This is a genomic window from Streptomyces sp. NPDC002144, from assembly GCF_053593695.1.
Genome location: NZ_JBSFDB010000017.1, coordinates 33,089 through 45,689, shown reverse-complemented (window position 1 = coordinate 45,689; position 12,601 = coordinate 33,089). Strand labels below are relative to the sequence as shown.

Here is a 12,601-nt window from a genome sequence, read left to right as displayed (position 1 = left end):
GCGCGCGCGAGCGGGCCGATCGGCCTCCGACGTCCGTGTTTCGTAAGGAGCCACCGCCCGTTTCGCCGGTTTTGCGTCCGTAGGGTGAGACGGGTGACGACCCCTTCCGACGAAAGAGAACAGCTCGCGGCGTCCGTGGACGTCGTCCTGCCCTGTCTCGACGAGGCCGAGGCGCTGCCGTGGGTGCTGCGCCGTATCCCACCCGGCTGGCGCGCGCTGGTCGTGGACAACGGATCGACCGACGGCTCGGCCGATCTCGCCCGGTCCCTCGGCGCGACCGTCGTGTCCGAGCAGCGGCGCGGTTTCGGCGCCGCCTGCCACGCGGGCCTGCTGGCGGCCACCGCCGACCTCGTCTGCTTCTGCGACTGCGACGCCTCCCTCGATCCGGCCGACCTGGTGCCCTTCACCCAGCGCATCCTGACCGGCGAGGCGGACCTGGTGCTCGGCCGCCGCCGCCCGCAGACCCGGGGCGCGTGGCCGCCGCACGCCCGCGCCGGCAACCTCGCCCTCGCCCGCCTTCTGCGCCGCCGCACCGGCCTGCGCCTGCGCGACCTCGGCCCGCTGCGCGCCGCGCGCCGCGAGCCGCTGCTCGCTCTGGGCCTCTCCGACCGGCGCAGCGGCTACCCGCTCCAGATGGTCGTCCGCGCCGCCGACGCGGGCTGGCGGATCGCCGAGTACGACGTCCCGTACCGCCCCCGCACGGGCGTCTCGAAGGTCACGGGCACCTGGCGCGGCACCTGGCAGGCGGTACGGGACATGAGCAGCGTCCTGGCAGAGAAGGAGGCCGGCGCGTGACCACCCTCCTCGTCATCGCCAAGGAACCCCGCCCCGGCAGGGTCAAGACCCGCCTGACACCGCCCTTCACCCCGCGGCAGGCCGCCGCGCTGGCCGAGGCGTCCCTGGCGGACACCCTTCACACGGTCGCCCGCACCCCGGCAAACCGCCGCGTCCTGGCCCTGGAGGGCGAACCGGGCCCCTGGCTGCCGCCCGGCTTCGAGGTCGTACGGCAGTGCGCGGGCACCCTGGACGAACGCCTGGCCGCCGCCTTCGCCCACTGCACGGGCCCGACCCTCCTCATCGGCATGGACACCCCCCAGGTGACCCCGCCCCTCCTGACCCTCGACTGGACCGACTGCGACGCGTACTTCGGCCCCGCGGAGGACGGCGGCTTCTGGGCCCTGGGCCTGGCGGTTCCGGATCCCCGACTTCTCCGGGGCGTCCCCATGTCGACTCCCCACACGGGCGCGGCCCAGAGGGCAAGACTGACGGGCCTGCGCGTCCGGGACCTACCGCCCCTGCGGGACGTGGACACGGCGCACGATGCGAGTTTGGTCGCCAAGGAGGCCCCGAACAGCCGGTTCGCCATCACATTGGCGGAACTGAACGCGCCCCATAGGGGAGCGGGGCTGTATCAATCTGCGGCTCCGCCGCGGGGCGCGATCAACCACGACGAACCGGCAGCCAACCGATGACCATGACCCAAGCGGCGCGAATCATCAGTCAACCGACAACCCTGGAAGACCACCCCTGGTCCACCGACCCCTACACCCACGCGCTCCACACCGGCCAGGGCCCCCTCTTCCTCCGCCGCCCCGACGGCTGGCTCCTCCCCCTGGACGTGGAACGCTGGTGCGCCGAAGCCGACGCCGCCGACCTGGACGTACTGCGCCACTGCGAGGGCACGGTCCTGGACGTCGGCTGCGGCCCCGGCCGCCTCGTCGCGGCCCTGGCCACCCGCGGCCACCCCGCCCTCGGCATCGACGTGAGCGCCGAGGCCGTCCGCCGCACCAGAACCCTCGGCGGCCGGGCCCTGCACCGCAGCGTCTTCGACGAGCTCCCCGCCGAGGGCCGCTGGGGCACGGCCCTGCTGATCGACGGCAACATCGGCATCGGCGGCGACCCGCGCGCCCTGCTCGACAGGATGACCCAACTCCTCACCCCAGCAGGCCTGTTGATCGTCGAGACGGTCACGGACCCGCACGTGGACGAACGCGTCCTCGTGCACGTCACCGACGCCCGGGGAGCAGCCGGCACCCCCTTCCCCTGGGCCCGGCTCGGCACGACGGCCCTGCTGCGGCACGCACCCCGCTGGCGGGCCGTCGCTCAGTGGACGACCGGCGGCCGCTCCTTCGTCGCCCTCCGCAGCCCCCGCGCCCGGCGCGACCGGCGGGGCGGACGCACTCGGCGCAGCACGAACAGCAGCGCCGAGCCGCCGAAGAGCGCGGCGGTCACCAGCAGCCAGCGGGCGAGGTAACCGTCGGCGGACAGCCCGGTGGCGGCGGTGTAGCGCGCCGCCACCTGTCCGCCGATCAGCGGGAACCACACGAGCAGGAGCAGCAGGGAGAGCGCGGCCGGCACCCGGACGTACATGACCCGTTCGCGGCCCGCCACCCCGATCAGCGCCCGGTCCGCCGCCGCGTACAGCGGCAGCAGCACCAGGTCGTGCAGAAGGGCCGCGCCCGCCATCCACAGCGCGATCCCGAACCAGTCCCCGTCGAACAGGCGCAGCCCCGCGTAGGCGGCGAGCGCGAACGTGCAGGCGAGCAGCAGGAGTTGCAGCGGGCTGCCGATGACGATCCGCGGGCGCATCACAGGTCTCCGAAGGTCAGCCGGGCCACCCACTTGGTGTTGAGCACACCGGGTGCCGCGGGCACGATGATCCGCGCGGGGTGGCCGTGGTCGGGGGTCAGGTCCTCGCCGTTCACGAACAGGGCGAGCAGGGAACGCGGGTCGGCGACCTGGTTGGCCCGCAGGGCGGCCCGCCGGAAGGAGCCGTGCCGTTGCAGCGACTCCACGAACACGTCGGGCGGATCGCCGTCGTACCCGACGAGCGCCGCCAGGTCCCGCAGCCGTACGCCCCGCCACCACTGGTCGGAGGTGGACCAGCCCTCCACGCAGGCGATGGGCAACGCGGCACTGTACAGGGGGAGTCGGAGGAGTTCGGCACGGCTCAGGCGGACGGTGCCCGTGCGTCCCGTCACCACCAGCCGCCACGCCTCCTCGCTGGTCTCGGCCGGGTGGATGCCGGCGTACGCGGCGGTCTTGTTGATCTGGAAGCCGCCGGGGCCGGTGCCGGGGTCGCGGCGGCCGTGGGGGGCGAACAGCGCCGTCCAGCGCAGTCCGTCGAAGTCCTGCCCGACGGTCGTGGCGAGGAGCAGCAGCGAGCCGCCCCCGACCAGTCCCAGCGCGCCCCTGCGGGTGACGGTCGGCGGGTCGGGCGCCGGGGACGTCAACTCGCTCCGCTCCTCCTTCAGTTGACGCAGGTTGCGCAAGGCGGCCGGTGTCTTGAGCACGGCGTGTACGGCGAACGCGGCGAAGAAGATCCAGGCGCCGTAGAAGTGCAGGGGGTAGAAGGAGCCGGGGAAGAGGTAGTCGAGCTGGACGTTGAGCACGCCGGTGACGAACTCGAACAGGCCGCCCCCGACGAGCAGGAGCAGCGAGATCCGCTCCAGCGCGTGGGCCACGGAACGGGCCGGCGGCAGCGTGAAGAGCTTCGGCACGACCGACCACAGCTTGGCCAGGAGGACCGGGATCAGGGTGATGCCGAGCGTGACGTGGACGCCCTGGGTGAGGCGGTACAGCCAGTGCGGGTCGGTCGGCCAGGCGAAGAGGTAGAAGCCGAGGAGGCCCTTGCCGGGTGTCTTGTCGTTCACCGGAGACAGGTCCGGGTTGTAGGCAGCGTACGACAGCAGTCCTGTCACGAACAGCACCGTGATGCCGCCGAGCAGGACGAGGCCCAGCACCGAGGTGAGCCAGGGGCCGCGCAAGGGGCTGCGCCAGAAGGCGGGTGAGAAGGGTGACCGTGCCATGTCCCGACCGTAGGTCCGTACGGACCCCGGAGCGGCGATGCGAACCATGACGAAATTCTGACGTCCGCGCACGTCAGGCGTCCGGGTGCCGCTCCCCGGCCTAGCGTGTCGAGCGTGAACCGCGACCTGAAGCGAGACCTGTACGCCGCCTCGGCCGCCGCCGTGCTCGTCGGCGTGGCCGCGGTCGTCGGCACCGGCATCCAGCACCGTGACGGCTCACTGCGCGTCGGCTGGCCTCCGCTGCTGGCGGTCTGGGACCCGCATCTCGGCCCCGGCACCCCGGCGGCGATCGTGGTGGCGGTCGCCGTGGTGGCGTACGGCCCCGCCCTCGCCGTACGGCTGCCCTGGCGCCCACTGCTGCTGACGGCCTGGGGCGGGGCCATGGCCTGGACCTGGTCGCTCGCGCTGGTCGACGGCTGGGACCGGGGCGTCGCCCGGCGGCTCACCACGAGGAACGAGTACCTCCAGGTCATCGGCCGCTTCCACGACATCCCGGACGCCCTGCACGACTTCACCCGGCACATCCTGAGCGGCACTCCGGACAACTGGCCCGCCCATGTGGCCGGGCATCCGGCGGGCGCGACCGTCACCTTCGTCCTGCTGGACCGGATCGGGCTGGGCGGGGGCGGCTGGGCCGGCGCCTTCGTCATCACCGTCGGCACGACCGCGGCGGCCGCGGTCCTGGTCGCCGTACGGGCGCTGGCCGACGAGCACCTGGCCCGTCGTGCCGCGCCGTTCCTGGTGCTGATGCCGGGCGCGGTGTGGGTCGGGACCTCGGCGGACGGCTACTTCACGGGGGTCTCCGCGTGGGCGGTCGCGCTGCTGGCGCTCGCGGTGACGGGGCGCCGCCCACGGACGACGGGCTTCGCCGCCGGCCTCCTGCTCGGCCTGACCGCCTACCTCTCCTACGGCCTGACGCTCCTCGCCCTCGTCGTCGCCGCCGTCCTGCTCCTCGGCTCCCGCCGTGCCCGCCCGCTCCCCTTCCTCCTGGCCGGACTGGCGGTCGTCCCGGCGGTGTTCACCGCGCTGGGCTTCGACTGGTGGGAGGCGTACCGCCTGTTGGTCACCCGCTACTACCAAGGAGCGGGCGGGGTAAGGCCGTACGCCTACTGGGTGTGGGCGAACCTCGCCTGCACGGTGTTCGTCGTGGGCCCGGCGACGGCGGCCGCCCTGCGGCGCGCCGGGACGGCCCTGGTCGAGCGCGCCCCGACTCCCGCCCTCAGGCCGGCCGTTCTGACGGCCGCCGCTCTCCTCGCCCTGCTGGTCGCCGACATCTCCGGCATGAGCAAGGCGGAGACGGAACGGATCTGGCTGCCGTTCGCGGTGTGGCTGCTCCCGGCGTGCGCGCTCCTGCCGCGTCCCCGGGCCTGGCTGACCGCGCAGGCGGTCCTGGCGCTGCTCGTCAATCACCTGTTGCTGACGTATTGGTGAGGAGCGGGCAGAGGCTGTTCCGTCCAGATCACCTTGCCGTCGGGGGTGTACCGCGTCCCCCAGCGCTCGGTGAGCTGGGCGACCAGGAAGAGTCCGCGGCCGCCCTCGTCCTCGGTGCGGGCCCGGCGCAGCCGGGGTGAGGTGCTGCTGCCGTCGGAGACCTCGCAGATCAGGGCGCGGTCGCGCAGCAGGCGCAGCTGGAGGGGGCCGGTGGCGTGGCGGACGGCGTTGGTGACGAGTTCGCTGACGACCAGTTCGGTGGTGAAGGCGAGGTCGTCCAGGTCCCAGGCGGCGAGCTGTTCGGTGACGGCCGTGCGGGCGCGGGAGACGACCTCCGGCTCGCAGGGCAGCACCCACTCGGCGACGCGTTGGGGGCCGAGGACATGGGTGCGGGCGACGAGCAGGGCCACGTCGTCGCCGGGCCGGGCCGGCAGCAGCGCGTCCAGGACCGCCTCGCAGGTGTCCTCCGGCGCCCGGTCGGCCACAGCGAGGACGCTGCGCAGCCGGTCCAGTCCGGAGTCGATGTCCCGCAGCCGGTCCTCGACCAACCCGTCGGTGTAGAGCACCAGTTGGCTGCCCTCGGCCAGCTCCAGCTCGACCGTCTCGAAGGGCATGCCGCCGAGGCCGAGCGGCGGTCCGGAGGGCAGGTCCACGAAGTCGACGGTGCCGTCCGGCCGTACGACCGCGGGCAGGGGGTGCCCGGCGCGGGTGAGGGTGCAGCGCCGGGACACCGGGTCGTAGACGGCGTAGAGGCAGGTCGCGCCGACGATGCCGGAGTCGGCCTGGGTGCTGTCCACCGCCCAGCCCTCGCCCCGGTCGAGCCGTCCGACCAGGTCGTCGAGGTGGGTGAGGAGGTCGTCCGGGGGGAGGTCCAGGGAGCAGAAGTTGTGGACGGCGGTGCGCAGCCGGCCCATCGTGGCGGCGGCGTGCAGACCGTGCCCGACGACGTCCCCGACGACCAGCGCGACCCGCGCGCCGGACAGCGGGATCACGTCGAACCAGTCGCCGCCGACCCCCGCCTGCGCGGGCAGATAGCGGTAGGCGGCCTCGACGGCGCTCTGCTCGGGCCGCCCCTTGGGCAGCAGGCTGCGCTGCAGGGCGAGGGCCGTGTTGTGCTCGCGGGTGTAGCGGCGGGCGTTGTCGATGCAGATCGCCGCGCGGCCGACCAGCTCCTGGGCGAGGGAGAGGTCGTCGTCCTCGAAGGGGGCGGGCTTCTCCGAGCGGTAGAAGCTGACCACGCCGAGGGTCGTGCCGCGCGCCCGCAGCGGCACCGTGATGAGGGAGTGGATGCCCGCGGCGAGGGTGCGTTCCAGCCGGGAGGGGTCCTGGGCGATCCAGCCGCCCGCGTCGGCCAGCACGGGTTCCAGCACCGACCGCCGGCTCTCCAGGCTCTGGGCCTGCGGTGTCGACGGCACGTACTCGACGGTGTCGCCGACCCCGTACAGATGCGACTCCTCGTGCACGGCGCCCAGGGCGACCCGGCGAAGCGGGGTGTCCGTGCCCAGCGGGCAAGGCTCCTCGCCGCGCAGCACCGCGTCGGGCAGGTCGACGGCGACGAAGTCGGCGAACCGGGGCACGGTCACCTCGGCCAGCTCCTCCGCGGTCCGGGTCACGTCGAGCGTGGTCCCGACCCGCACCCCGGCGTCGTGCAGCCACTCCAGCCGCCGGCGCGCCAGCACGGCCAGCCGCCCGACCCCGGGCTCCCCGACCAGCAGCAGCCGGCTCTCCCCGTCGTCGATGATGTCGCCGACGGTCTCGGGGGGAGCGGGGGCCGGTCGGTTCACCAGGGGTACGACGGCTCGTACGGCGACGGGGCGCGCGGCGGGGACCGGGGGCGTCGCCCGTGTGTCCCGCGCCGGAGCCGTTGCGGTGGATCCGCCGGGCAGCGTCAGGGCCGGCCCGTCGAGCCGGGGCCCGCCCAGGATCCGTGCCTCGACCGCCACCCCCGACTCCCCCGCGGCGCCCATGACCTGGCGGCGCAGCAGCGTGGCCACGCGTCCGCCCGGCAGGGCCACCTCGTCCAGGGTGCGGTTGGGGGAGGCGATCAGTTCCTCGGCGCGCTCGCGCAGAAGGGCCAGATCTATCCGGCCGAGGTCGTCCCCGCCGCGTCCCTCCGGCCGTCCGCCGGTCGCGAGATCGGCGCGCCGGTAGGCGGCGATCAGCGCGCGTTCCCGCTCCGTGGACTGTTCCAGCAGCCGTGCCTCGATGGTCCGCGCGGCCTCGCGGACCATCCGCACCATGGTGGGGTCGCCGTCGTCGCGCAGACAGGTCAGGTCGAGCACGGCCTCGATGTGCCCGCTGAGCGGGTCCCGCACCGGCGCCCCCGCACAGGCGAAGGGCTGCAGACAGTCGGCGAAGTGCTCACGGCCGACGACGTAGACGGGCCCGCGTTCGGCGAGCGCGGTGCCCACGCCGTTGGTGCCGACCACCGGCTCGGAGGCGTCGAACCCGGGCGCGAAGTTCACCGCGTCCAGCCGGTCGCGCAGCCGCGCGTCACCGCCGAGCCGCTGGACCATGCGCCCGTGCGCGTCGCACAGCGCGATGGTCATGCCGACCTCGGCGAGGGACTCGGTCAGCCGCTGCAGCACCGGGTCGGCCGCCCGCAGGAACCGATCGTCCAGGGTCAGGTCCGGAGCGTAGGGGACCAGCAGCTGGTGGGGTTCGAGCCCCGCGGAGCGGCACCGCTTCCAGGACTCCAGCACGGCGCCCCGGACGTCCGCCTCCACGCGTGCGCCGGCCAGAAAACGTTCGTGGGCATCGACGAGTCCCCCGATGTCGTCCCAGGCGACGGACACCGCGATCACTTCCTCCAGGCCGTATCACCGTAGACCCACTGTGACACAGGCCACAACCTCGAACACTTGTGGGGTCGCGGCCCACTTCCCAAGATCCGGACGGCAGCCTATGTTACCGGTAACACGCCAGCCTCGGCCGCCCGGGAGAAGCCCCGATGCCCGCACCGCACCGCCTCCGCGTCCCCGCCCCCTCCGCACCTCCACTGACCGGCCACCTCCCCTTCGCCGACGCTCCCGGAGCCGCCGAACCGATCGAGGTGACCAGCCGCTGGCTCACCAGGGGCGGCCGTCCCTGGTTCCCGGTCTCCGGCGAGTTCCACTACTCCCGCTTCCCGGCCGCCGGGTGGGAGGAGGAGCTGCTGAAGATGAAGGCGGCCGGAGTGACGGCGGTCGCGAGCTATGTCATCTGGATCCACCACGAGGAGGCCGAGGGCCGTGTCCGCTTCGACGGCGACCGCGACCTGCGCCGCTTCGCCGAGCTGTGCGCCCGCCACGGTCTGGACTTCATCCCCCGCATCGGCCCCTGGTCCCACGCGGAGGTACGCAACGGCGGCCTCCCCGACTGGCTCCTGGCCCGCGACTGCACGCCCCGCACCGACGACCCGGCCTACCTGGAACCCGTACGCGCCTGGTTCGCGGCGATCGCCGGACAGCTGTGCGGCCTCGACCGCGCCCACGGCGGCCCGATCATCGCCGTCCAGATCGAGAACGAGCTCTACGACCAGCCCGGCCATCTGCTCACCCTGAAGCGGATGGCGCAGGAGGCGGGGCTCGCCGCACCGCTGTGGACGTCGACCGCCTGGGGCGGGGTCCGGCTCCCGCCCGACGAACTGCTCCCCCTCTACGGCGGCTACACCGAGGCCTTCTGGACGGAGGCGGACGGCGGCTGGCCCGACACCTGCCGCAAGCACTTCTTCTTCACCCACCAGCGCGACGACGAGGGCATCGGTGCCGATCTGCGCCCGACCAGCGTCCGGGGCGGCGAGCCGGACGCCCTCGCGGACCGCTTCCCCTGGGCCACCTGCGAACTGGGCGGCGGGATGGCGGTCTCCTACCACCGGCGGCCCCGCGTGGACGCGGCCGACATCGGGGCCCTCGGCCTGACGAAGATCGGCTGCGGCTCGGTGTGGCAGGGCTTCTACATGTTCCACGGCGGCACCAACCCGGCCGGCGAGCACACCACCCTCCAGGAGTCCCACGCCACCGGCTACCCCAACGACCTGCCGGTCCTGACGTACGACTTCCAGGCGCCGCTCGGCGAGCACGGCCAGTACCGGCCCTCGTACCACGAACTCCGGCTGCAGCACCTGCTGTTGGCGGAGTACGGGCATCTCCTCGCCCCCATGGAGTCCGTGCTGCCCGAGCGACGGCCGAAGGGCCAGGGCGACCGCGACACCCTGCGCTGGGCGGTGCGCTCGGACGGCGCCTCGGGCTTCCTGTTCGTCAACAACCACCAGCCGCACGAGCCCCTGCCGGACCGTCCGGAGACGTCGTTCGAGGTTGAATTCCCTTGCGGGAAGGGGACGTTGACGCTCCCCAGCACTCCGGTCACGGTCCCCACCGGCGCGTACTTCTGCTGGCCCCTGCGGCTCGAGATCGCCGGGCTGCGGCTGGAGTGGGCGACCGCGCAGCCGGTGTGCACGGTGGACGTCGACGGCCGTACGGTCCTGGTGCTGGCGGCGACGGACGGCATCGCTCCCGAACTCGCCCTGGACGCGGGCACATTGGCCTCGGTGAGGGCACCCTCCGGAGACGTCGTGCGCGCCGGCGGCCGGGTCCTGGTCACCGGAATCCGGCCCGGCACCGACGCGCTGGTGGAGGTGGACACGGCCGACGGCGGGCGGGTCGGGCTGCTGGTTCTCGACGCGGCGAGTGCGCGCACGCTCTACCGGGGTGTGGCGTGGGGCGCCGAACGGCTGGTGCTGTGCGCGGACGGGGTGGTCTTCGACCACGACGAGGTACGGGTGCACAGTCGCGCGGAGCGGCCGTCCGTCGCCGTACTTCCGGCACCAAAGGGGGAACTGGTGGGGGCCGTACGGGAGGGGGCGGACGGGGTGTTCACCCGGTACGCGGTCGAGGTGGGCGGCCTGGTGGAGGTTCCGCAGGTGTCCGTCGACCTGATGCGGCCGGCCGGTGCGGCCCCGGCCCCTGTGACGGGAGTACAGGGGCGGGCGAGCGTGCCGGCGGACAAGTACTTCGAGACCGTCGCGGCGGAGTACCGGGTCGAGGTGCCCGAGGGGTTGCCGGACGGTGCGATTCTGCGCGTCCGGTGGAGCGGGGACGTGGCGCGGGCGTACGTGGGGGACGTGCTGGTCGCGGACCAGTTCTTCTCGGGGCGGGTCTGGGACATCGGCGTCTCGCGACTGCCCGCCGGGTCCCTGCGGCTGTGCGTGCTGCCGCTGGCGGACGACGCGGCGGTGTACGTGCCGGAGGAGGCCCGGGAGGGGTTGGGGAGGGCGGTGGTCGAGGGGGCGGAGTGGGTCGTCGTGCGCAGGGGGGTGATTCGGTAGGAGAACTCGGACCCGGGCTCAGTCAGGGGTGACAGCCGGGAGCCCGCCTATGCTGGGCCCCCGCCACCGCGAAACCCCGATCGAGGACAGCTTCCCATGACCACCACGCCCGCCGACGGCTCCTCCCCCAAAGGGCGGCGGCGGCGGAACTTCGCCGGGGCCCGGCCCGTGATGGACGACGTGGCGCGGCTGGCCGGGGTGTCCAAGCAGACCGTGTCCCGGGTGCTGAACGACCATCCGTCCGTACGGCCCGAGACGCGGGAGGCGGTCACCGCGGCCATGGACACGCTCGGGTACCGGCCCAGCCGTAGCGCGCGGTCGCTGGCCAGTGGGCGGACGCGGATGCTCGGGGTGATCTCCTTCGACGCCGCCCGGTACGGCCCCGCCTCCGTGCTGACCGCCATCAACACCGCGGCCCAGGACGCCGGTTACCTGGTCAGCTCGATCGCGCTGGACACGGCGGACCGGGACACGGTCGTCCGGGCGGTGGACCGGCTGTCGGCCGAGGGCGCCGACGGTGTGATCGCGATCGCCCCGCAGCGCTGGGTGGGGCAGGCGCTGGCCGACGCCCGGCTCGACACCCCGCTGGTGGTGCTGGAGAACGACGTCGAGGGCGGCCCCTCGGTCGTCACCGCCGACTCCCGCACCGGCGCCCGCCTGGCCACCGAGCACCTCCTCGGCCTGGGGCACCGTACCGTCCACCACATCGCCGGCCCCGCCGGCTGGAGCTCCGCCGACCGGCGCCTCGCGAGCTGGCGGGAGACTCTGACGGCGGCCGGCGCCGAGGTGCCGGAGCCCCGCTTCGGCGACTGGAGCGCCGACTCCGGCCACGAGGCCGGCCGCGTGCTGGCCCGACGCGCCGACGTCACGGCGGTGTTCGCCTCCAACGACCAGATGGCGCTCGGTGCGCTGCACGCCTTCCACGAGGCCGGACGCGCCGTGCCGGAGGAGATCAGCGTCGTCGGCTACGACGACATCCCCGAGGCCGCGCATCTGCTGCCCCCGCTGACCACCGTCCGCACCGACTTCACCGAGATCGGCACCCGCTCGCTCCGTCTCCTGCTGAACCGCGTCGAGGGCCGCGCCGAACCGGTGCCGGTCGAACCGCTGGTGCCGGTGGAACTCGTGGTCCGCCGCAGCAGCGGACCGGCGCCTCTCCACGGGCGGTGACGCTCACCCCCCAGGGGCGCGGGGAACTGCGCGACCAGCCCCCACTGACCCGCAGCTTCGTATCCGCACTGCCGACGGAGTCAACTGGCGGTGCGGCGGATTCGCCCGGCGTACCGCTTCTCCAGTTCCAGGTTGCCCTCGAAGCCGCCGGGCACATTGGCGGAGACGTAGACCGGCGGCCGCTCCCCCGCGTCCAGGAGCAGCTTCGACGCCTCCGCCACCGCCATCTGGACCAGCATCACGCCGGTCAGCGTGGACAGCGCGCACACCGCGCCCCCACCCGGCAGCTCCAGCAGCGCGTCCCCCCGGGGAGCCCGGTTGTCGAGGACGACGTCGGCCAGGTCGGCGAGCTTCTTGCCGCTGGGATGCCCCACGGGCACCGTCCGGGTATGGGTGAGGGAGGTGATGGCCAGCAGCCGGTGCCCCCGCTCCTTGGCCAGCAGGGCCGTCTCCACGATCACGTTGTTGACGCCCGAGTTGGAGATGATCACGAACAGGTCCTGGGGGCGGGGCTCGGCGAGCCGGTAGATGCGCTCGGCGACACCCTCCTGCCGCTCCAGCAGCGGATCGTCGAGGACCCCGGGACCGTCACCGCCGTACAGCACCAGATCGGCGATGCTCAGCCGGTTGGTCGGCACCAACCCGCCCGCGCGGCCCGCGAGTTCGAGGACGATCGCCTGGGAGTGGCCGGTGCCGAAGGCCTGGATCACGCCGTCGGAGCGCACACAGTCGGCGATCAGTTCGGCGGCGCGTGCGACCTCCTCGCGCGCGGACTCGGTGAGGTCCCGCAGGACGGCCAGACTCTCCCGCGCGAAGCCCTCGGCGCTCACGGACTCGTCGGACACGCGACACTCCCCACTGGTGGATTGAACCACCCCATACACCG

The 12,601-nt window shown here is 73.7% G+C and carries 9 protein-coding genes and 1 pseudogene; 6 read left to right on the top strand and 4 right to left on the bottom strand.

All coding sequences use genetic code 11. The features are described 5' to 3' along the window. Window positions 1-84: 84 nt before the first annotated feature. The 3 genes and pseudogenes from ACWCQ1_RS25090 to ACWCQ1_RS25080 form a co-directional block, all read left to right on the top strand. Window positions 85-795 carry a glycosyltransferase family 2 protein gene (locus tag ACWCQ1_RS25090; RefSeq protein ID WP_358598543.1) on the top strand — a complete coding sequence of 237 codons (711 nt, stop codon included), beginning with the start codon at window positions 85-87 and terminating at the stop codon, window positions 793-795. After that, entirely contained in the window at window positions 792-1,472 is a 681-nt protein-coding gene (locus tag ACWCQ1_RS25085) for a TIGR04282 family arsenosugar biosynthesis glycosyltransferase (RefSeq protein ID WP_451027429.1), read from the top strand. Before ACWCQ1_RS25090 ends, ACWCQ1_RS25085 begins: the two co-directional genes overlap by 4 nt. Next, a pseudogene (locus ACWCQ1_RS25080) lies at window positions 1,469-1,981 on the top strand (class I SAM-dependent methyltransferase); the annotation flags it as partial. The gene ACWCQ1_RS25085 and the pseudogene ACWCQ1_RS25080, both read left to right, overlap by 4 nt. A gap of 122 nt (window positions 1,982-2,103) precedes the next feature. On the opposite strand, the gene ACWCQ1_RS25075 reads toward ACWCQ1_RS25080, so the two are convergent. Further along, window positions 2,104-2,589, bottom strand: coding sequence for a hypothetical protein (locus ACWCQ1_RS25075; protein ID WP_451027428.1), 486 nt, complete (start codon window positions 2,587-2,589; stop codon window positions 2,104-2,106). Further along, window positions 2,589-3,809, bottom strand: coding sequence for a molybdopterin-dependent oxidoreductase (locus ACWCQ1_RS25070; protein ID WP_451027427.1), 1,221 nt, complete (start codon window positions 3,807-3,809; stop codon window positions 2,589-2,591). Before ACWCQ1_RS25070 ends, ACWCQ1_RS25075 begins: the two co-directional genes overlap by 1 nt. A gap of 114 nt (window positions 3,810-3,923) precedes the next feature. Here ACWCQ1_RS25070 and ACWCQ1_RS25065 point away from each other — a divergent pair, with 114 nt between their 5' ends. Next, window positions 3,924-5,240 (top strand): hypothetical protein, encoded by a 1,317-nt coding sequence (locus ACWCQ1_RS25065; protein WP_358598549.1) that lies wholly within the window; start codon window positions 3,924-3,926, stop codon window positions 5,238-5,240. Here the strand turns inward: ACWCQ1_RS25065 and ACWCQ1_RS25060 are convergent. Beyond that, entirely contained in the window at window positions 5,216-8,044 is a 2,829-nt protein-coding gene (locus ACWCQ1_RS25060) for a SpoIIE family protein phosphatase (RefSeq protein WP_451027426.1), read from the bottom strand. The genes ACWCQ1_RS25065 and ACWCQ1_RS25060 overlap by 25 nt on opposite strands. 146 nt (window positions 8,045-8,190) lie before the next feature. Between ACWCQ1_RS25060 and ACWCQ1_RS25055 the strand changes: the two genes are divergently transcribed. Continuing rightward, complete coding sequence (locus ACWCQ1_RS25055) at window positions 8,191-10,545, top strand: beta-galactosidase (protein WP_451027425.1); 2,355 nt, start codon at window positions 8,191-8,193, stop codon at window positions 10,543-10,545. 96 nt (window positions 10,546-10,641) lie between these two features. Continuing rightward, window positions 10,642-11,715 (top strand): LacI family DNA-binding transcriptional regulator, encoded by a 1,074-nt coding sequence (locus tag ACWCQ1_RS25050; RefSeq protein ID WP_451027424.1) that lies wholly within the window; start codon window positions 10,642-10,644, stop codon window positions 11,713-11,715. Between the two features lie 80 nt (window positions 11,716-11,795). Here ACWCQ1_RS25050 and ACWCQ1_RS25045 read toward each other — a convergent pair whose 3' ends face one another. Next, entirely contained in the window at window positions 11,796-12,560 is a 765-nt protein-coding gene (locus tag ACWCQ1_RS25045) for a sugar isomerase domain-containing protein (RefSeq protein ID WP_451027423.1), read from the bottom strand. Window positions 12,561-12,601 lie beyond the last annotated feature (41 nt).

Excerpts from the sequence above, each read along its gene's own strand:
- ACWCQ1_RS25075 (WP_451027428.1), bottom strand. The coding sequence starts at position 2,589 with ATGCGCCCGCGGATCGTCATCGGCAGCCCGCTGCAACTCCTGCTGCTC.
- ACWCQ1_RS25070 (WP_451027427.1), bottom strand. The coding sequence starts at position 3,809 with ATGGCACGGTCACCCTTCTCACCCGCCTTCTGGCGCAGCCCCTTGCGC.
- ACWCQ1_RS25055 (WP_451027425.1), top strand. The coding sequence starts at position 8,191 with ATGCCCGCACCGCACCGCCTCCGCGTCCCCGCCCCCTCCGCACCTCCA.
- ACWCQ1_RS25050 (WP_451027424.1), top strand. The coding sequence starts at position 10,642 with ATGACCACCACGCCCGCCGACGGCTCCTCCCCCAAAGGGCGGCGGCGG.